At 40.4% G+C, this 19,152-nt stretch carries 21 protein-coding genes; 7 read left to right on the top strand and 14 right to left on the bottom strand.

From position 1 onward, the window contains the following. Positions 1–119: 119 nt before the first annotated feature. Positions 120–479, top strand: coding sequence for a winged helix-turn-helix transcriptional regulator (locus ABWW58_RS03175; protein ID WP_353867790.1), 360 nt, complete (start codon positions 120–122; stop codon positions 477–479). A gap of 45 nt (positions 480–524) precedes the next feature. Here the strand turns inward: ABWW58_RS03175 and ABWW58_RS03170 are convergent, their stop codons facing one another. Together ABWW58_RS03170 and ABWW58_RS03165 are read right to left on the bottom strand one after the other, a co-directional pair. Then, entirely contained in the window at positions 525–938 is a 414-nt protein-coding gene (locus tag ABWW58_RS03170; RefSeq protein WP_353867789.1) for a DUF4064 domain-containing protein, read from the bottom strand. Positions 939–971: 33 nt separating this feature from the next. Then, a complete protein-coding gene (locus tag ABWW58_RS03165) occupies positions 972–1,496 on the bottom strand; it encodes a YcxB family protein (protein WP_353867788.1) in 525 nt (174 codons plus the stop codon). Positions 1,497–2,132: 636 nt separating this feature from the next. Here ABWW58_RS03165 and ABWW58_RS03160 point away from each other — a divergent pair. Continuing rightward, complete coding sequence (locus tag ABWW58_RS03160; RefSeq protein WP_353867787.1) at positions 2,133–3,017, top strand: helix-turn-helix domain-containing protein; 885 nt, start codon at positions 2,133–2,135, stop codon at positions 3,015–3,017. 186 nt (positions 3,018–3,203) lie between these two features. Here ABWW58_RS03160 and ABWW58_RS03155 read toward each other — a convergent pair whose 3' ends face one another. Both ABWW58_RS03155 and ABWW58_RS03150 read right to left on the bottom strand, forming a co-directional pair. Beyond that, positions 3,204–4,826, bottom strand: a complete 1,623-nt coding sequence (locus tag ABWW58_RS03155) for a M20/M25/M40 family metallo-hydrolase (protein WP_353867786.1) — start codon at positions 4,824–4,826, stop codon at positions 3,204–3,206. Positions 4,827–5,075: 249 nt separating this feature from the next. Next, entirely contained in the window at positions 5,076–5,627 is a 552-nt protein-coding gene (locus tag ABWW58_RS03150) for a cysteine hydrolase family protein (protein ID WP_353867785.1), read from the bottom strand. Between the two features lie 117 nt (positions 5,628–5,744). Between ABWW58_RS03150 and ABWW58_RS03145 the strand changes: the two genes are divergently transcribed. Next, positions 5,745–6,146 (top strand): Lrp/AsnC family transcriptional regulator, encoded by a 402-nt coding sequence (locus ABWW58_RS03145; RefSeq protein ID WP_353867784.1) that lies wholly within the window; start codon positions 5,745–5,747, stop codon positions 6,144–6,146. Positions 6,147–6,217: 71 nt separating this feature from the next. Here ABWW58_RS03145 and ABWW58_RS03140 read toward each other — a convergent pair whose 3' ends face one another. Next, positions 6,218–7,198 (bottom strand): ketoacyl-ACP synthase III, encoded by a 981-nt coding sequence (locus ABWW58_RS03140; RefSeq protein WP_353867783.1) that lies wholly within the window; start codon positions 7,196–7,198, stop codon positions 6,218–6,220. A gap of 131 nt (positions 7,199–7,329) precedes the next feature. Next, a complete protein-coding gene (locus ABWW58_RS03135; protein ID WP_353867782.1) occupies positions 7,330–7,815 on the bottom strand; it encodes a Dps family protein in 486 nt (161 codons plus the stop codon). 236 nt (positions 7,816–8,051) lie between these two features. Between ABWW58_RS03135 and ABWW58_RS03130 the strand changes: the two genes are divergently transcribed. Then, positions 8,052–9,050 (top strand): acrylyl-CoA reductase family protein, encoded by a 999-nt coding sequence (locus ABWW58_RS03130; protein WP_353867781.1) that lies wholly within the window; start codon positions 8,052–8,054, stop codon positions 9,048–9,050. Between the two features lie 56 nt (positions 9,051–9,106). Here ABWW58_RS03130 and ABWW58_RS03125 read toward each other — a convergent pair whose 3' ends face one another. Both ABWW58_RS03125 and ABWW58_RS03120 read right to left on the bottom strand, forming a co-directional pair. After that, entirely contained in the window at positions 9,107–10,111 is a 1,005-nt protein-coding gene (locus ABWW58_RS03125; protein WP_353867780.1) for a DUF4030 domain-containing protein, read from the bottom strand. Continuing rightward, on the bottom strand, positions 10,108–10,629 hold the full coding sequence (locus ABWW58_RS03120; protein ID WP_353867779.1) for an RNA polymerase sigma factor: 522 nt from the start codon (positions 10,627–10,629) through the stop codon (positions 10,108–10,110). The genes ABWW58_RS03125 and ABWW58_RS03120 overlap by 4 nt, the downstream gene beginning before the upstream one ends. A gap of 335 nt (positions 10,630–10,964) precedes the next feature. Here ABWW58_RS03120 and ABWW58_RS03115 point away from each other — a divergent pair, with 335 nt between their 5' ends. After that, on the top strand, positions 10,965–11,414 hold the full coding sequence (locus ABWW58_RS03115) for a MarR family winged helix-turn-helix transcriptional regulator (RefSeq protein ID WP_353867778.1): 450 nt from the start codon (positions 10,965–10,967) through the stop codon (positions 11,412–11,414). After that, positions 11,411–14,641 (top strand): MMPL family transporter, encoded by a 3,231-nt coding sequence (locus ABWW58_RS03110; protein ID WP_353867777.1) that lies wholly within the window; start codon positions 11,411–11,413, stop codon positions 14,639–14,641. The genes ABWW58_RS03115 and ABWW58_RS03110 overlap by 4 nt, the downstream gene beginning before the upstream one ends. A 44-nt stretch (positions 14,642–14,685) precedes the next feature. Here ABWW58_RS03110 and ABWW58_RS03105 read toward each other — a convergent pair whose 3' ends face one another. Beyond that, the gene (locus tag ABWW58_RS03105; RefSeq protein WP_353867776.1) at positions 14,686–15,111 is read right to left on the bottom strand and encodes a GNAT family N-acetyltransferase; all 426 of its coding nucleotides are present in this window, start codon (positions 15,109–15,111) and stop codon (positions 14,686–14,688) included. Positions 15,112–15,137: 26 nt separating this feature from the next. Next, entirely contained in the window at positions 15,138–15,275 is a 138-nt protein-coding gene (locus tag ABWW58_RS03100; protein ID WP_177184805.1) for a hypothetical protein, read from the bottom strand. Between the two features lie 220 nt (positions 15,276–15,495). Here ABWW58_RS03100 and ABWW58_RS03095 point away from each other — a divergent pair, with 220 nt between their 5' ends. Continuing rightward, complete coding sequence (locus ABWW58_RS03095; protein WP_353867859.1) at positions 15,496–16,806, top strand: hemolysin family protein; 1,311 nt, start codon at positions 15,496–15,498, stop codon at positions 16,804–16,806. Positions 16,807–16,853: 47 nt separating this feature from the next. On the opposite strand, the gene thyX is transcribed toward ABWW58_RS03095, so the two are convergent. From thyX to ABWW58_RS03075, 4 genes are read right to left on the bottom strand one after another with little or no spacing between them, the layout of a single operon-like run. After that, a complete protein-coding gene (thyX, locus tag ABWW58_RS03090) occupies positions 16,854–17,600 on the bottom strand; it encodes an FAD-dependent thymidylate synthase (RefSeq protein ID WP_353867775.1) in 747 nt (248 codons plus the stop codon). A gap of 36 nt (positions 17,601–17,636) precedes the next feature. Further along, on the bottom strand, positions 17,637–17,999 hold the full coding sequence (locus ABWW58_RS03085) for a DUF6176 family protein (protein WP_353867774.1): 363 nt from the start codon (positions 17,997–17,999) through the stop codon (positions 17,637–17,639). Positions 18,000–18,014: 15 nt separating this feature from the next. Continuing rightward, positions 18,015–18,752, bottom strand: coding sequence for an alpha/beta hydrolase (locus tag ABWW58_RS03080; protein ID WP_353867773.1), 738 nt, complete (start codon positions 18,750–18,752; stop codon positions 18,015–18,017). A gap of 54 nt (positions 18,753–18,806) precedes the next feature. After that, positions 18,807–19,133 (bottom strand): hypothetical protein, encoded by a 327-nt coding sequence (locus ABWW58_RS03075; RefSeq protein WP_353867772.1) that lies wholly within the window; start codon positions 19,131–19,133, stop codon positions 18,807–18,809. Positions 19,134–19,152 lie beyond the last annotated feature (19 nt).

Raw genomic sequence — 19,152 nt, 5'->3', positions numbered from 1 at the left:
TTTCATATCGTTCTATCTAAATTGGTATGCACATGTTATTATGAATAGTGTGGGTTATTAGGACAAGTACGCACTTATATGTAATGTAGGTACTAAAAAGTAACTAAAGGAGAATTGCTGTGGTAAAAAAATATAATATATCTGTAGAAGCAACCCTTGAAGTGATTGGAGGCAAATGGAAACCGGTCATCCTCTGCCATTTAATTCATGGCAAGAAGCGGACCGGTGAGTTGAAACGCTTAATTCCGAATATTACTCAAAAAATGCTGACACAACAATTAAGAGAGCTTGAACATGACGGCATAATTAATCGGATTGTCTATAATCAAGTGCCGCCTAAAGTTGAATACGAGCTTAGCAAGTATGGTGACTCACTACGAGATATTCTTCATTCGCTTTGTCTTTGGGGAGAGCATCATATTGAAAAAACCTATGGAAGCACAAAAGGTTATCTTGAAGACAGTGTGCTCAACCAATAGAAGAACCGCCGAGAAATGAATCCCTCGACGGTTTTTTCTGTCATTTTAAGATTCATAAGAATCCATCGGCAGCTTTGGTTTTCTTACAAGCGCCATAATCCCGGCAATAATTAAGAGAATACCCGGTACGAGCAGTTCAGGCAAACTTAATACGCCGGCAATGAGAATAAACACACCTGCTGTTTTCGCTTTTTTCATTTTCAGCAATAGAAAAAGCCCAATTGCCGTTAACAAAAAAATAACGATTGTAACCACCAAAATAACGTCACCTGCCAATTGAGCAATGTGAACGATCTCATTAAATTGTTGCTGCGTTAAATTTTGCTCCTCACTTGCCGCTTTTAACTGCATTTGAACTTGTGAATAATCTACAGTCACGAGCCGAATGCCTATCAGCAAAGCTAGGAGGTTCAAACATCCTCCGATAACAGTTAACGCAATTTCTCCAGTTCTTTTCAAATAAAGCCCTCCTGTGAGTTATCTCGAACCCAATTATTCTTTTACTACGGATTCTGGAATAATTTTTTTAAGTTGCTCACCCAAATCATGCGCCTCAATCTCGGATTTGGGCAAAATAATTGCCGCCATTGGATTGATATAGAAGAAAAGATAATGATCTGTATCGGTGATTTTTATGATACCGGACCATGCTGAACGATACTCTCGGTTCGATCCGGCACCCTCGATCAATCCTTCTTCCATTATGTCTAGCCGTTCATCCATGGGAAACTGATCACCCATTTTTTCATCAATCATTTTTGAAAGATTGCGACGAACACTTCGAAAAAAGATTTTTGGGATAATGAAAAACCACAAGATCGCAAGGATACAAAAGAAGTAAAACAAGCTGGCAATAAACGCGCCGGTTATTTGGGAAATGATTAAAGGGAAAATAATGAAGATGAGCGCAAGCAATCGCGTCGTGATTCGTGAGCGTTTCATGACTGAAGAATGCTCATAAGCGTTAAGGTTGAAAGCGATGTAGTCTTCCTTAGTCAGTTGATAGTGAAATTCCAACTGCAACACCCCATTGTGGATAATTCAAGAAAAATATAGCTAAGTTAACTATACAATACTTCCCAGTACAGTTCACGGAATTTATTGGGATTACCGATTGATTGAAGAAAATAAGATCCCACAGAGGCATCTCAGCAGGATCTTAGTTAACAGGATTTATTTTTCGGTCTTGTTCACATTTATCAGTGGTTGCTAATTGTTAACTGACATTATTCAATCTATACTGCTCCGAACAACAGATGTTCTTAAACCATTAATGAATTTCGGGTGATCAGGTAAGTGCCTGTATAGTGTCTCTATTTAACACAAAAAAATGAGCTGAGAATCGAATCGGACCAAGTTCACCCAATAATCAACTCTCAACTGCCACCAACGCCATTTTCTCGCGCGTATGTACTTCAACATGCGCTGAAAATATGGCATTGGAAGACTGCAAAGCAGTCCAAATAGGTATGCTATCATTAAGGGGAGCATCAACAATAGCCAAACAAAAAACTTATCGTTCAATGGAAAAGAACCATACAAGATCAGGACTGAACATGGCCGACACCTCCTTTTGATGTATTTATCGTAGCATGATTCGACATAAATGTATTAAAATGTATCATATACTCACACATTTAGGAGGATTGCCTTATGAAGTATCAGCTTGGCGAAGTATTGAAAAGAGTACGTCAATCGAAACGCTACACACAAAAATATATCGCTGGTGACCAAATGTCTCGAGCTACTTATGCGAAAATAGAAGCGTGTGACATGCAGCCAACCGTAGGTAAATTTATGCATATATTAAAGCAACTAGATATTTCCTATGAAGAACTAATGTTCATTCAAAATATGTACCATCTGGATGGGAAAGATGAAATTATTCACGACTTTTTCGATCTATCAACTAATGTTGAACAGTCAAGTGTACTTTCGCTAATTAATAAATGCGGAAAATACTTAGAAAATTATTCTGATAACGTAGTTAAGGACATTCAATATGTCTGCAAAGCTTCAATGTTACTTCATTCTGAAAAAACCATTGATCCTGCATATTCTTTTGCTCAGAAGGTATGGGAACGACTATCACAATTGGATAATTGGTACTCCACAGAATTAAAATTAATTAATTGCATTTTTTTCTTTTTCCCTATTGAAACAGGAATTGAAATTGTAAAAAGAGCATTGCATGAGATTGATCGATTTTCATATATCAATAAAAATATTGATCTCAAATCGTCTTATTTATTGAATATTACGGTACTACTTATTAAAAACAAGCAGTTCAAAGAAGCATCTAATTATGCAGAAAAAGCAATTGGAGAGTGCAAAACTGTAAAAAAATATGATGGTTTAGCTTTTGCATATGCACGCAAAGGTATTATATTTATGAATGAAAAGCGACATGAAGAAGGTCTTCGGTTAGTCAATAAAGGACTTACAATATGCACTGCGCTTGATCAAAAGTCGATGGCAGAAGCCATTATCCAAGAAGTCCATGAGTTAACTTCGATCGATATTGATCTAACAATTTGAATTCATAAAGACTTATGAATTCCTCTCTTCCTCCTCTCTCCCTAAATTATCCCCCCCATTATTAAATATCTGAATATTCTATCAAAAATCTCAATAAAGCATATTGACCCTCTGATTATTATCATTTTCTAAAAATGATTGAGCGTATTTTGCGATAAGCCGAAATTCAAGGTTAATCTCATTTTTTCAAAAAATTAATAGTTCACGAATACCGAGAATCAGTAGATCTTTTAGTGGATCGAATGCAAAATCTGCATCCAATCGTTCCGTCCATTGATGTGCATCACGCCCAATTGGGCCAAGATTTAATACGGGGACGGAAAGCTGCTCCATAGCATCAAATGGGATTGTATAACCGCGATTCCAAATCGGCATATTTGCTGTCAATTCATTCATAGACGTAAGCTTTGCTGGCATGCCAATGTAACTCAAATCCGAAATGCCGCTAAAATAATGCTGTTCCGTTAAATCTGTTTGGTAGACATCATGTGCGCATTTCTGAATTTTTTCAACCGTATCCTGAATCATTGGACGATGATGCGATTGTACTGCCGGGTAAAAGGGCGGTGTATAGAATAAAATGATCATCGGCGCAAGCTCTTTACATTGAATAGCGAGTTGATCAACGATTTGAATGGATATCTCCCGATCATCTTTATCGCCACGCTCTTCAACCAGAGCATCAATGAGCGTATTAACCTGTTTATCCCCCATTAACTGCCGTGCTTCGCGAATCAACGCTTCAAAGGTGAGCACACGCACTTTTCGTTCTGCCGCAGTCGAATCAGTGAGCGCCGCGTACTTTTCAGCCTCTTTCTGGTATAAAATTTCAATTTTTTCGGCGGCTCGGGCTGCTTTTTCAAGTAATAACGCTGTAACTTCTTCAATTGATCGTTCTAATAAGAACAGATTAAAAAGTGTGACCGACCGGTTCGGAATTTGAACGGAATAGGATTCTTTCAATCCTTTTTGAATCAAGTTAGTTGGGGGCGGTGCAGCGTTTCCCTCATCCTCATCACACAAATCGGTGTTCAATTCAAGTTCCGCTGTCACTAGCGACGCCATCAAGTTGCCATTCAATCCGGAAAACGGCTCGCCAACATGCGTTTCTTTTCCATAGCACATAAATCCTGGCATCACCTTACCGATTGAACCGGTATAAATGTAATTCGTTTGATCTCCCGGGTAAAGAGAAAACATCGGTTCGGAATTTACCGCTGCACGATAGTCTAAATGATATTTTTCTTTCAACTTAAGAAGATGGGGAACCGCTGCTCGCATACCAACCGAATTCACTTCTTCATCCGGAACGGAAATGAGAAGTAGATTGCCGTCGAAATTTCCTTCACACGCGTTTTCAATTAGGGATAGATGCAGCGCGAGCCCGCTTTTCATGTCCATAGCCCCTCTTCCGAACAGCCAGTGACCGGATTCGATATCTTCACGGATCTCCTTAGGAAGATCATTTTTCGCTTCATAAAAGCGATCAGTCAGATTTTCAATGTCGAATGCGATCCCTTTCCATTTTCCATAATCCTGGACATCAACAACATCAAAATGACTGAAAAGAATGACCGTCTTTGCTGTCGACTGAGAAGCGCGCACAAAGGCGGAAATAAAAGAGCGCCCATCTTCTGTGGGCATTTGATTCAAAAGTTCCGGATAATTTTGAAAATAGTCTAGTTCAGCCAACTTATGTAAAACAAACTTAGGAAACTCTTTCTCTGCTTGCGAGCCCGATACACTAGGGATCTTTACTAGTTCGCTCAATAATTTTGTCAACGCTTCTTTTGTCTGCCACTTACTCACCAGAACACCGCCTATGCTTGAAATGAAATCAGAATTAATTTTCATTATACAATGAATAGCAGCTTTACGAAGACATTTTATTTCATTGAATCGATGAACAAAATCAACTTAAATTACTCATTCTTATTGCCATATAACGTCAAAGGTTCCCTTTCACAATCAGAGCGCTGCTTGCGAATTTTCAGGAACAGGCACATTGCGCCCTTTTTTCATACGCTAAAGCCTTTTTCAATTAATGTTTTCAACAAATTATGAGTTTTGCAGAAAATCACTCGTTGTACTCACTATCGCAAAGCTTTGCAAAGCGGCAAGGAAAGAAGCTTGCACTTGATCGGCTCGTACGGTGCCATCTTCTATTACTAAATCTTTCGTTGCACAGGCATCACTAAGCAACGTACAACGATAACCAAGTTCAGCCGCCTGCCGTGTTGTTGAATCCACACACATGTGAGTCATCATACCGCAAATCACTAACGAATCGACTTGATTGCTTGTGAGTATCTCCTGCAATCGCGTCTTAAGAAAACTATTTGGAAAGCTCTTCTGGACAATGAATTCTTCCCCGTAATTTTTGGCAGTCAGCACAGAATGGATCTCAACGCCAAACGTACCCTCAAGAAAAAAAGTGGCGTTCGCATTTTTTGCGACATGCTGAACAAATACGATCGTCTTTCCTGCCTCGCGAAAATGCCCGAGCATTTGCTCAATATGGTCAAGCGCAGCTTTTGGCTTATCGAGCTGCATCCTTCCTCCTGCAAAATAGTCATTCTGGACATCGATAATGATTAAGGCTTCACTCATGTTTGTCACCCTCCAAAAGATCTGATATGGTGATTGTACATGAATGCGACTCTTGTATTACAGTAGCTGATGAATAGAATTGCTCCATTATTTTTTCAAAATGAAAGGAAATCAACGATGGATGAACTCGACCGGAAAATCATTTGCTTATTAACTGAAAACAGCCGTCTAACATGGAAGCAAATTGGCGATATCATCCATATGACCGGACAGGCAACTGGCCTTCGTGTCCAGCGTCTGATCGACCAAGGAATCATTCACCGTTTTACAATCGAGCGGCACTATGATTCCATTCAGTTTATAACGGTTTATATGTCCTCTTCCGATTACAGCGGATTTGAACAAATGATCGCTGAGAATCCGCATTGTATTGAGGCTCATAAAATTTCTGGTGACGGCTGCTACATGTTAAAAACCTGTTTTCCGGATGCGCCAATGCTTGATAAATTCTGCACGCAGCTTTTACGTTTTGGCAGGTATAAAGTGAACAGTTCACTAAGACAGCTTGATTGTCATTGACCGTATAGGAAAATGGACCGGAAGAAAACAACAACGTTTTTCCTTCCGATCCATTATTTTCCGAAATTTTTTTAGATGTTCCATTCAATAATTTGACCGCAGTGACAAAGTCCTCCGCCGAATCCGTATAAAAGCAAACGATCATTTTTTTTGATTTTCCCTGCCCTGACTGCTTCTGACAATGCCAAAGCAATTGAAGCCGATGACGTGTTGCCATAATACTCTAAGCTGTAGAGAACTTTGTCCATTGGAATCGCTAATCGTTCAACTATTGCTTCAATCAATCGTAAGTTTGCGCTATGCGGGATGAACCAATCAATATCTGAGATCTGTAACCCGCTGTTTTCCAGAAGTGCCGGAATTCCGGCGGTTACTGTCTTAACCGCCCATTTGAATACTTCGCGACCGTTCTGAATCATTTTTCCTGTGTCGATCAGTTTTTCTCCATCCATAACCGTTGATAATCCTGTGCGATAAAGAGCTTTACCGAGACTTCCGTCAGCACCCATATAGGAACCAAGAAAATCGCCTCTTTTATCCGTATGTTCAACAAGTACGGCTCCTGCTCCATCCCCAAGAAGCACGCATGTGGTTCGATCCGTATAATCCGTTACCTTCGACATTGTCTCGGCGGCAATTACGAGCACTTTCTTATTCAATCCGCTCGTAACGAGCCCGTTCGCGACGTGAAGAGCGTATTCAAAACCCGAGCAAGCGGAACTTAAATCAATCACACCTGCGTGTTTGAGCTGAAAAGCCGCTTGAACCCTCGCGGAAACACTTGGAAATCCATAATCCGGGGTGGTGGTTGAGACAATCACCAAATCTACATCAGTAAGATCACTTGTATAACGATCAACGAGATTATGCACCGCTCCGCAAGCTAAATCACTGGCAAATTCTTCAGGACCTGCGATTCGGCGTTCTTTCATTCCCGTCCGCCTAACGATCCATTCATCTGATGTATTGACAAGTTGTTCTAAATCGTGATTCGTCATTCGCTGTTCCGGAACATATGCCCCAATGGCAGTTATTGTAGCTCTTGATTCCAATTAATATCCACGCTCCTTGTTGCTTCCTACAAACATTATATCAGATATTAGTACCAGGTATAACATAAAAGCAAAAAAATAAATCGAGATGCGTAAATGCATCTCGACAATTCTCCAATTAAAATTCATTCTCATTTAGGATTGTTTTGCGGTACCGGATCTTTGCCAAGAAAAGCGGTGTAGAACCAAATTTCCTTATCCAGCTTATTCTTCACCGCGATCAGCATATCGTTCGTCACGGCGTCACCTTCGTTATCCGAAAGAACAATTCCTTCAGCTAATTCATCACGTAATTGCACGAGATCGTCAACAGCGACCTGTACCATTTCAAGTTCCGTCATCGGATTTGTGTACGGTTTTTCCTTCAAGCTTGCATGTTCCAAGAATTCCTGTAAAGTTGAATAGGGTTCGCCGTTAATTTGCAACAAGCGTTCTGCCAGTTCGTCAAGAATGGCTGTCGTCTGATCATAGAGCTCCTCAAACTTAATGTGGAGTGTGAAAAAATTATGTCCTTTGACGTACCAATGCAATTGATGCAATTTTGTATAGAACAAACCATAATTTGCCACCTGTTGATTTAGAAAGGTTTTTGTTGTTGTGCCTTGTGCAACTGCCATAGAAATCGCTCCTTTTTATTTGTAATCATTTCTTTAATATAATCATTATAATTTAATAAACGATTTTTGTCTACACCCTTGCTTACTTGTGAGGGCTATGACACAAAATTGACATAAATAGCAAACGTACGCGCGCACATACAAACCTCATGACCGATGCGTGACCAGTAGCATTGCTTATTAAGCATACAATGCCGTATCCTATTTTTAGAATCATTTGATAGGAGGTCAACAAAATGTCCCAATCCTTTTCCGCCTTCGTTGTTGACAAAAAAGCCGACCAGCACACCGTAGAAATAAAACAACTCGAATTAGGCAACCTGCCAAAAGAAGATGTGCTTATTAAAGTTCTCTATTCTAGTGTCAACTATAAAGATGCGCTCGCATGTACTCCTGATGGGAAAATTGTCACTACTTATCCGTTTATCCCAGGAATTGACCTTGCCGGAGTGGTCGTCTCATCGAAGGATCACCGCTTCAAATCAGGAGATCAGGTTATAGCGACTGGTTTTGAAATCGGTGTCACTACCTTTGGCGGTTTTAGCGGCTACGCTTCTCTCCCAGGTGACTGGATTGTCCCCTTGCCCTCGCAAATGACTTTGGAAGAATCAATGATTTTCGGAACAGCAGGTTTCACGGCCGCACTTGCCATTGCCAAGCTCGAACAAAATGGACTCACACCGGAAAAAGGAAAAGTCCTTGTCACCGGAGCGACCGGTGGTGTCGGAACAACAGCTGTAGTCATGCTTTCGCGACTAGGCTATGATGTGATTGCAAGTACCGGCAAATCTTCGCAAGCCGACTATTTAGATCAACTTGGCGCTACTGCCGTCTTACCGAGAACTGCCATTTATGATGGAAAGATTAAGGCTCTAGATAAAACACAATTTGCGGCAGCGATTGACCCGGTCGGTGGAAATCAACTTGCCTCACTATTGAGCAAAATTAACTATGGCGGATCAGTGGCTGTATGCGGCTTGACTGGTGGCAGCAAAGTGCCGACGACGGTTTTCCCTTTTATTCTTCGGGGAATTAATCTGCTCGGTATTGACTCTGTATATTGTCCAATGCCGTTGCGGAAAACACTTTGGAAGCGTATGGCAACTGAATTAAAGGACAGTCAGAAACTTGCCATAATAAAAAAAGAAATACCCTTTCAAGCGCTTCCGGAGATTCTGCCGAAACTACTTGAAGGGAATTCTGTCGGTAGGATTGTTGTGAAAATAAACTTTTAAAAAACAAAGCAGCAAACCGTTAAAAATCGGTTTGCTGCTTTGTTTACTAATAACAATCAATTGATTTGATGATGATCCGTTGTATTAATGATAACTTTGTATTTTTTATCACCGACACGCTTCTGAGCGTCTTCTGATCTTAAAAAGTTGTTGATGAGCTGTTCTATTTTAACGGCAGTTGTCTTTGACTTCTCATTTACTTCATCATAGGTCGTGGTAATGATAAAATTCATCGTATCTCCCTTTATCGAATAACCAAACCCTTTTACATGGTACTCTTTCTTTGCCAGAACCCCTTCACCAATCGTAGTGATAAGCGGGCCCCATTGATGATCAAGCTGTCGCTTCGTCATGCTGAATGTTGTTATTTTGATCGGATAGTCCTCCATATGATAACGCTTGGCAACATCCTTAATTTTTTGTTTGATTTCATCTACTCTTTTTTCCGTGTCAGGCATTTGAACGTCAAAAGCTTTTGTTCCAAGAATACTGACATTTACATTCGGAAATTTTTCAAAAGACTCAGCCAGTTCCGAAAGTACTTTTGTCCTTTTATCTTCATCAGGGGTCGCTTTTATAGGTTTATCGTTTACCATCGAATCTGTCGTTTGTATCGCAAATGAATCATAACCGTTCTCCTTCATCACACGATTTATAACAATAGTAGCTTCTCGTCGCAATCCTGAATGGGTGCTGTCTTTAATGCCGACAATAATTGTTTTACCTTGACCATAACGAGTTGCAATACTATCGTAAGGAATGTGTCTCGCATCCAGTGCCTCAGCAATTCGTGAACTTATATCCTTATGATAAACTGCATTTAAAAAAGGAATCTTCTGAGCAATATTAGCCATCACTGGTGAAACAAATGGAGATCCAACAAATAATGCCAATGCAACCAGTGCAGCCGCAGCGATCGTTAAGGTCTTTTTCTTCAAACTCCATTTTCTACTCTTAGCAGACTTTCCGTTATGTATTGCCTGCTCAACTCCGGCAACAACTCTCTGGTGCAATTCATCGGGAATGTCCATATGCATCATGTCATCTTTTAATCGGCTCATAAATACTGACCCTCCCCGTAATTATTTCTGATTTTTGCCAGAGCACGGTAAACCATTGATTTCACGGTGCTCTCAGGTGTATCAATAATCGTTGAAATTTCCTTAAATGTGTATTCTTGATAATACTTCAGTATTAGAACAGCTTTCTCATCATCGGACAAAATCGTCTCCATAACGTCTTTCAGTGACAGAGATAAAGCAAGATCTTTTTCCGATCCACTCAAGAATCGAAGCTGATCTTCATTTGTCTGTGTCAGATAGATAACTTTTTTCCGCTCGCGCAAGAGATCAATCGCGGTATGAATCGCAATACTGATCAACCATGATTTAAACTGTTCTCTATTTTTCAGTGCATGAAACTTCTTATAGGAGCGATAAGCGGTTTCTTGGACAATGTCCAATGCGTCCTCTTTGTTTTTGACATAAACATAAGCGATTCGATAGATGTCCTTCTCATATTTTTGGAACAAATCCAAAAAGAATGCCTTGTTCTGTTGATCTCCTGTTCTCCAAAACAAATTAAATCACCCTCTTTTCACCTGATAAAACGAAAACATATAGGTGTGACAATCGTTGACTAGTGTCGTTTCACGATACTCGTAAGTAAACAGGAGCTCAGTTTTTTCTGAATAAAAAGCTATCTTATTTAATTTCATTTTAGTCATTTATTTCCTCCTTTTTGATTCATCTTTTATTAGACGGACGAGAAGTAAGTTTAGACGAACCAAAAAATATATTTTTTTAATCGGATCAGATCACTAAAAATTTTTCGTTTTAGTTGACTGTATAAACCAAATATTGTTACCATATAAAATGGTTAACACAGTTATCTATTTAAGAAGGTGAGAAAGAGTTGGAATTGGATTCGGTAAAATCCTTGATTAGTGCTTATGAAGATGTATCCATTTATACATCTAATAGAGTTCACGAAGCTGTTGAAGGGGTCATCAAAGCCCATGGCATCACTTTTGAACAGCTCTGCCTGCTCAGGATGCTGGAGAAGAAACCAGGCATCAGCCCGATTCAAATTGCGAATCTGCTGGATATTAATAAAAGCGGCGTCAGTATTCGCGTCAGCCGTTTAGTGGATAAGGGGTATATTGAAAAACGGATGATCGATAACCGCAGCTTCGGATTATACACTACATGCACAGGAAGAGCTATTTTTCTTGAAGGAGAACGTAAGATTCACGATCTTGTAGGTAAATGGATCGAAGAAGTCGGTGAACAGGACAGCAAAGAATTTGTTCGCATCTATTTGAAGATCAATGAAATCATCATGAGACAGAAGGAGAAAAAATGAAAAAAATTATCACATTGCGGTGGGTGCTGCTCGGTGTTTGGATTATCGGTCTGGCTATCCTTATTTTTACTGCACCGAATTTTAATGATTTGGTACGTGATAAAGGCGGCTATTCCATACCTAAAAATTATCCGACGCAGCAAGCCGCTAAATTAGAAAAGAAGTTCAGTGACAGTAAAGATACAACCACCTATGTGGCAGCTTTTCATTCGAGTAAGGGGTTGTCCCAAGAAAAATTAAATGCTATTGAAAAGACGTTAGATCATGTCAAAGAAAACAAAAAGGATCTTAAGATTGAAAGTGTCATCGATGTCTTTGATCATAAAGATTTAAAAGATCAGCTGCTTTCAAAAAATAAAAAAACGTTAATGGCTGCCTTCCAAGTCCAAAATGTAAATCCGACCACCGTTCACACACTTCGGAATAAAATTGATACTGAACTTAAAACAGACGGTGTCAAAACCTATTTAACCGGTCAGGAATTGATTAATGATGACATGAGTTCAGCTGCTGAGGCAGGTGTGAAGAGAACAGAAGGCCTTACACTGATCTTCATACTCGTTGTTCTTTTCCTTGTTTTCCGTTCAGTTGTCGCACCTTTTATACCGCTTGTTACAGTTGGTATCAGTTATGTCGTTGCACAATTTGTTGTTTCTTTCCTTATCAACTATTTCAATTTCCCGGTTTCGAACTTTACACAAACATTCATGATCGCTGTCTTATTCGGTATCGGTACCGATTATTGCATTCTCCTTTTAAGTCGATTTAGAGAGGAGCTTGCAAAGGGGAATGACAAATATCAGGCCACCCAAGCAACGTTCCGGACGGCCGGGCTGACTGTACTGAAAAGCGGAATTCCCGTTTTCATCGCCTTTCTCTCGCTTGCATTTGTTGAGTTCAGCCTGTACCGAAGCGCGATTGCTGTGGGCGTAGGGGTCATATTCCTGCTGCTTGCTTTGTTTACGTTGCTCCCGCTTTTCATGGTCACACTTGGTAAACACCTCTTTTGGCCGATGGGCGGAAAAATAAAAGAACCTAAAAGTGACCTATGGGCAGCTGCCGGCAAGCTCGCGTTTGCGCGCCCACTCGTCGCGCTGCTGATCGTCGCTTTATTTACTGTCCCACCGATCATCACCTATAATGGGGCGCTTTCATTTAATTCCCCTGAGGAATTACCGAACACTTATGGAGCAAAAGCCGGCTTTAATGTTATTTCCAAAGACTTCGGTGCGGGGAACATGTCTCCGGCAACGATTTATTTGCAAAATGATGATAACATGCGTTCATCAGATTATGTTGCGCTAATCGAACGTATTTCCTTAGCAATAAAGAAAGATCCGAATGTTGAGAAAGTGATGAGCGTTTCACGTCCGTTAGGTAATCGACTGAATGACATCTATGTAACAAAACAATCAGATACTGTTCATAAAGGATTGAAAAGTGCCTCCGGCGGATTGGGAACCTTGCAGAACAGTCTGCAAACAACGAGTAAGAAAATAGATAAATCACAGCCGCAATTAAATTCAGCACTAACCAGCATCGACAAGCTGCAAAACGGAACTTCCGCTACAAAAGACGGGGTTCAGAAAATACAGTCCGTACTGGCGCAAATCTCAGACGGAATCAAATCAGGTTCAGCCGGAACTTCGGAAATCAGAAAAAATGTTCAAGATGCGCAGAAACAGCTGAAACAGCTCCAAAGCGGTCAAGAACAGATTCAAAATGGCTATCAACAGGTTGCTGAGAACTTGCAAAAAGTCTCAGACCAACTCGGCCAATTCTCATCATCAAGCTCCGGCAGCCAGCCCGCCATTGACACAAGCGACCTAGAAAAGACACTTGGCCAGATTCAGGTAAATCTGCAAGCGTACATTAAGGCTCATCCGGAAGCGATGCAAGATCCGAATTTTGTTCAATTAGCAACTGGATTAAAGCAGTTACCGACAGTTATGGAAAATCTTCAGAACAGCATTCAAACGGAAATCGCCAATCAAACGAAAACAGCAAAGGCTCAGATTACTCAACTGAACAGCGGCATTCAGAAATTGGCGGATGCGATGAACCAACTGAACAGTCAGTCTGCTAAAGTGACGCAGGGCATCAATAGTTTTCAATCCGGTCTCACCCAATTAGACACCGGTCTCGGCAAATTGGAAAACGGATTAAATCAAGCAAGCAGCGGCCAGGATCAAGTCATCCAAAATACGCCACAGCTGACCAATGCGCTCACACAAATCTCTTCTGGTCAAAAGCAGTTAAAGAGTGGATTCAGTGATGTTCAAGACCAAATGCAGACATTGTCCGGTGGGCTTGCAAAAGGTGCGGATGGTGCAAAAAAGATTCAAAATGGCGTTAACTCGGCAAACAATTTCATTGGCAACTGGACTAAAGTTTCCTATGAACAGTCAGGAATTTATGTACCGGATCAAATTTTCACGAACAAAGAGTTTAACGATGCTCTAGATCAATATATGAGCAAAGATGGAAAAATCACAAGTATTCAGGTGACTTTGAAAGATGATCCTTATACAAATAAGGGAATTGCTCATTTTCAGGAATTCAAAAAAGAACTTCCGTCCATCTTGAAAGGAACGAAACTTGAAAACGCACATGTAGGGATCAGCGGCATCTCCAGCTTTAATAGTGATTTGAAGCAGCTTTCAAGCTCTGACTATCAGAAAGCCGTTACTTTTGTCAGTATCGGTGTGTTCATCGCTCTTGTAATTGTTTTGAGGTCGCTGACTATGCCGATCTATTTAATGGCATCGCTGCTCTTGACCTACTTCTCGGCGATGGGCTTTTCAGAATTGATATTCTCGAAACTGTTCCACTACTCCGGACTAACGTGGACAACTCAGTTCTTCGGATTCATTGTGCTCGTCGCCTTGGGCATCGACTACTCCATATTTGTTATGGCTCGATTCAATGAGTATGCTAATCGAGCCATTCGTGAACGTATGTTGCTGACACTCTGGCATATGGGCAGCGTAATCTTCTCAGCGGTGATCATCCTGAGCGGAACCTTTGCGGCAATGATGCCTTCGGGAATGCTCTCACTTGTTGAAATTGCCAGTGTTGTCATTATAGGTTTGGTCCTTTATGCGGTGGTCATTATTCCATTCTTTGTTCCTGTGATGGTCAAATTTTTTGGCCGCGGCAATTGGTGGCCCTTTATACCAAATAGAACAAAAGTTATTGATTCAAACGATTCACAACTGTATGAATGAAGTAAGAAAGCCTGGTACAGCGATTAAACTGTACCAGGCTTTTTTTAATAGTTGAGCATTTTTTGCAATATGTACTGGCATTCTCCCTTGGCAGGGTAATCACCAATTCTTCCGATGATCTGGAATCCAAGCTTCTGATAAAATAAAGGCGCCTGATAGCTCATGGTTTCGAGCAGAACCATATCACATTGATTTGCACGTGCTTCCTGTTCAATGCGGTTGATCAGCATACTGCCCACACCTTTGATACGAAATTCTTTGCTTACGCCAAGCAAACTGACGTGCAGCGCGTTCCAATGAAATTCAGCAGCCGCACCACCGATCACATTGCCTTGATCATCATACATCGCAAAACTAATCGGTCTGATTTTTCGATCTGCAAAAGCAGGTCTTTTCTCTTCCGTATTCATTTGGAGCTGATGATCGACCCAATTTTTTATTTCATCATAATCTGCTTGCTTTATTTCCATGCCTAAAACCCCTTCCAAGCAACAAATCAAAACTTAAACGCGCCTGAGGCGTAGTAATAAATTAAAGTAGCGACCACATCAATCGCACAGACAACCGCAATGATGGTCACGACTTTACTTTTCTTTTGCTTTCCCTTGCCTGCCTTTATATCTTTATTTTCCATTCATTTTCCCTCCGACATAGACCATATTTCTATAGTTTATCACAAAGTTTTCAAAACCGCCTGATGAAACCGATATCTATGAAAAGAACCTCAAACTTTTCTGTTCTATTTCAAAAAGTTGACTTTTCTATGAGAATTTATTGATTAGATGGGTATAGTACAGATGAAGTCCTTTCAATTTTTTAAATACATACTAGGGAGCGATTTTTTGGATACTCCAATGGGAGATAGTGGAAGCTCTATTCTCTTCCAACTTATTCTTATTGCTATTTTAACATTAGTTAACGCCTTTTTTGCGGCGGCTGAGATCGCGTTTGTTTCACTAAATAAGAAACATATCGCTCATCAAGCGGATCAAGGTGATCGAAAAGCCATTATCTTAGAAAAATTGATCGCTGACCCGGGAAAATTTTTGGCAACAATTCAAGTTGGTATAACCTTTGCCAACCTATTTTCCAGCGCCTCGGCTGCGACGGGTCTTGCTAACCGCTTCGCCGATATCTTGCCGGTACCTTATGCCCGAGAAGTTTCGATCGCGATCATTACGATCCTGCTTTCCTATGTCACGCTCGTTTTTGGCGAATTATTTCCGAAAAGGATTGCACTGCAAAACACAGAAAAAATCGCCCGTTTTTCCGCATCTCCAATTCTTTTCATTAGTAAATTTGCTAAACCCTTTGTCAAGCTGCTCTCGTTTTCCACAAATATATTGGCAAAGCTGACACGCATCGAACGAAATCATACGAGCGAGATTACCTCGCGCGAAGAAATTCAATTATTGACTCAGACCGGCGAAGATGATGGCTCGATAAATCCGGACGAGCTTGGCATGATCCGGGGTGTTTTTGAACTTGATGTCAAAAAAGCGCGTGAAATTATGACACCTAGAACTGAAACTTTTGTGATCAGTGTAGACACACCATCTGATGCGCTTGCTCAGATGCTTTTGAGCGAAAATTATTCCCGTATTCCGGTGTATCAAACCGATAGTGACACGATCGTTGGCGTCTTGAACATGAAGGATTATTTCAAAGCTGCAAGCGACGTCGGGTTCGATCACGTCGATCTCACATCACTATTACGCGAACCTTTATTTGTCCCGGAAAACAAATATATCGACGATTTGCTTCATGAAATGCAAAAAACACATAACCATTTGGCAATCTTAATTGATGAGTATGGCGGCTTTTCCGGTATTGTCAGCATGGAAGATCTCATCGAAGAGATTGTCGGTGAAATTGATGACGAACATGATGAAGAGGAACAAAAAATCACTCGAATTGATGACCGCACGTACCTCATCAGCGGTTTGCTGGAAATTGATGAATTCAATGAACGCTTTGGAACATCTATTCAAGGCGCGGATATAGACACAGTTGCCGGATTTATTTTGAACCAGATCGGATCCATTCCCGAAGAGAACGAGCAAGTCATCGTTTCTCATGAAAATATGGTTTTTAAAGTCACCTCTGTTAAAGACAATCGTATTGAGAAAATTCGCGTTACGATTCAAGAACACGATCATAATTGAATCATAAAAATTTTAATAATGATAAGAGCCCCATAAAGAAGCTCTTATCATTTTGTATTCTTAAACTTAAAAAACTGCTCAGTCCACGTTTCCGCCTCAACGACGCAGTTCCGTAATGCTTCAGCAAGTTCCGCAATTTCCCATTGTGCACCATGGCCATGCCTGCGTTTTTTATAAAAGTCGAGCAAAGCACGAAGATTGGCTGTCATCACAATATTTGTTACCGTGGCATTTGGCAACAATGATCGGCTGTCTTCAGGCGGAATCCCCTGTTCTCGCAGCGTATCGTAATTCTCTTGTAACTGCTTCATCGTTGATTCAAAAACAGCCAACGTATCACCGCCCGCTCGCTTCACCGACTCCGGCACAACATAATGGAAGCCACCAGATTTATCATTGCTTCCAAGCCTCGTATATCTTTGGCTTTCTACAGAAAAAGAGAAGCCGACTCGATGTCTGGTCAGCTGGGCAAGCAGCGCACGGCTAACATTCTGAATGGAGAATGTGAAGGATAAATGCTCCATCGTGCTGAGATGACCGCTATGTATAATTTGCCGAAACAACCGCTCGGCATCTGTGCCGCTTTTTCCGTCTGATGCCTTCTTGCCAAAATACTTTTTATATTCTTTCATAAATATTTCACTTGGATATGTTGAAGAATAACAATTTCTGATTGCGGTCAACGCAACCACTTGTCCATCGGAAGGCTCACTAGTTAATTGTGCTAATTCATTTTTAATCCTATCTCTGAATGCTGAACTTAATTGCGTATGCGCAAGCAATTGTACTTCCAATTGGTTACCTCCATTATGCCGTTTAATTCATTAGTATTAATGATTGTTCTCCATTTTATTGATCAGTGTGCCTAACTGATCAGGGATCATATGCACCTCTGTCGTTATTGACGGTGCATGATAGCTTTCATCGATGCATTCACGCCAATAAGCAAGATGTTTCTTATCAATTTCCATGCTTGACTCTTCTACCTGTGCGCCATTATCTCCCTGAACTGAATACCAATAGAGATACTCCTCGTCTTGATGCTTCTCTCTGAAAATAGTTTCACTATACATTTTCTCATTCTCTAAGGTTAGAACTACTTCCGGCATATGCTCATTAAGCATTTTCATCCATTGATCAACCTGCTTAGTTTTGCCCTTTTTCACGCGAAATTTACTGAGTTCTATTTGCATGACAGCCTCCGTGATTTATTTGTCATATCGCTTCAACCAAGTCCTCAGATCGTCATACATTTGATCGGTAAATTCATGATTTACATGTTCATAGACTTCCAAGTCAATTTCCAAATCAGACTGCGCGTTCATATACTTATAGTAGTCCTTCTCTCCATCAATAGAAACAATCTGATCATGATCCCCGTGCATTAGCAATTGCGGGGCTACGTTAATAATGGATTGATACCTTGGATCATATCGATAAAATACATCGACCAGTTCTTGTGCCAAAGGTTTCCTTCCGTCCTGCTCTCGAAAAATAGATTTCGACAACAAAAATGAACCTGAACCGTTAACGATAATTAAGGCGTCAAAACCGCTCAGTTGAGCAAAAATTCCTGCAGCAATAAAACCGCCCATAGAACTTCCGATCAGCACATGTTTGTGCGAATCATTTTTAAATCGTTCATAAAAGTTTACTGCCTCATCAATACTGCAAAAGATTGTTTTCCAAAAATATTCCTTAGTAATTTTTGAATCAAAGTGGTTGCCAATATTCTGCCTGCCGTCATGATAAATGATTTCGGGTAGGTTCACTTCATATCCTTGTTCAGCAAGCGTTCTTGCTTTTAAATCAAAGTCACTTATTGTTGTTCCCCAGCCATGATAGATACATAGAGTGACATTTTTCGATTTTGATGGCATGTACTTAGTGAATTTAAATGGATCTGAATTGATTTTTTCTATAGTACATGCGCAGTTTATTGTCATCTATTCATACGACCGTCCTTTCAAAAATGCTCTGTAAATGAGCCTAAAGATATTTTATATCAGTAAATAAATAAGAAATGCGAGTACAGTCACAATAGCGAAACCCGTGGTTTTCCAATACTTATAATAGAACGCCTCGCCGATTCCATAAATCATAAACAGAAACATTGAAATGACAATCGGCAGCTTCACGTAAGTATGAAAGAAATATAAGCTTAATGAAACGATTGCAAACACAAGCCCAAAGGCACCCATCACGACTACTTTTACTCTTATATTACGATCCGGCAAATAAGAAGGCAGTTCTCCATGTTGTTTTCTTGCTAATGAAAGCCCATTACGTTTCACTAAATAAGAACCATTTAACGAAGTAAGCGTCAAATAGCCCACACCTAGTCAA

This window comes from Sporolactobacillus caesalpiniae (assembly GCF_040513385.1).
Lineage (GTDB): Bacteria > Bacillota > Bacilli > Bacillales > Sporolactobacillaceae > Sporolactobacillus.
The sequence above is the reverse complement of the archived record's forward strand: the minus strand, read 5'-3'. Positions and strand labels throughout refer to the sequence as shown.

Excerpts from the sequence above, each read along its gene's own strand:
- ABWW58_RS03160 (WP_353867787.1), top strand. The coding sequence starts at position 2,133 with ATGAAGTATCAGCTTGGCGAAGTATTGAAAAGAGTACGTCAATCGAAA.
- ABWW58_RS03150 (WP_353867785.1), bottom strand. The coding sequence starts at position 5,627 with ATGAGTGAAGCCTTAATCATTATCGATGTCCAGAATGACTATTTTGCA.
- ABWW58_RS03145 (WP_353867784.1), top strand. The coding sequence starts at position 5,745 with ATGGATGAACTCGACCGGAAAATCATTTGCTTATTAACTGAAAACAGC.
- ABWW58_RS03135 (WP_353867782.1), bottom strand. The coding sequence starts at position 7,815 with ATGGCAGTTGCACAAGGCACAACAACAAAAACCTTTCTAAATCAACAG.
- ABWW58_RS03130 (WP_353867781.1), top strand. The coding sequence starts at position 8,052 with ATGTCCCAATCCTTTTCCGCCTTCGTTGTTGACAAAAAAGCCGACCAG.
- ABWW58_RS03125 (WP_353867780.1), bottom strand. The coding sequence starts at position 10,111 with ATGAGCCGATTAAAAGATGACATGATGCATATGGACATTCCCGATGAA.
- ABWW58_RS03110 (WP_353867777.1), top strand. The coding sequence starts at position 11,411 with ATGAAAAAAATTATCACATTGCGGTGGGTGCTGCTCGGTGTTTGGATT.
- ABWW58_RS03105 (WP_353867776.1), bottom strand. The coding sequence starts at position 15,111 with ATGGAAATAAAGCAAGCAGATTATGATGAAATAAAAAATTGGGTCGAT.
- ABWW58_RS03100 (WP_177184805.1), bottom strand. The coding sequence starts at position 15,275 with ATGGAAAATAAAGATATAAAGGCAGGCAAGGGAAAGCAAAAGAAAAGT.
- ABWW58_RS03095 (WP_353867859.1), top strand. The coding sequence starts at position 15,496 with ATGGGAGATAGTGGAAGCTCTATTCTCTTCCAACTTATTCTTATTGCT.
- ABWW58_RS03085 (WP_353867774.1), bottom strand. The coding sequence starts at position 17,999 with ATGCAAATAGAACTCAGTAAATTTCGCGTGAAAAAGGGCAAAACTAAG.
- ABWW58_RS03080 (WP_353867773.1), bottom strand. The coding sequence starts at position 18,752 with ATGACAATAAACTGCGCATGTACTATAGAAAAAATCAATTCAGATCCA.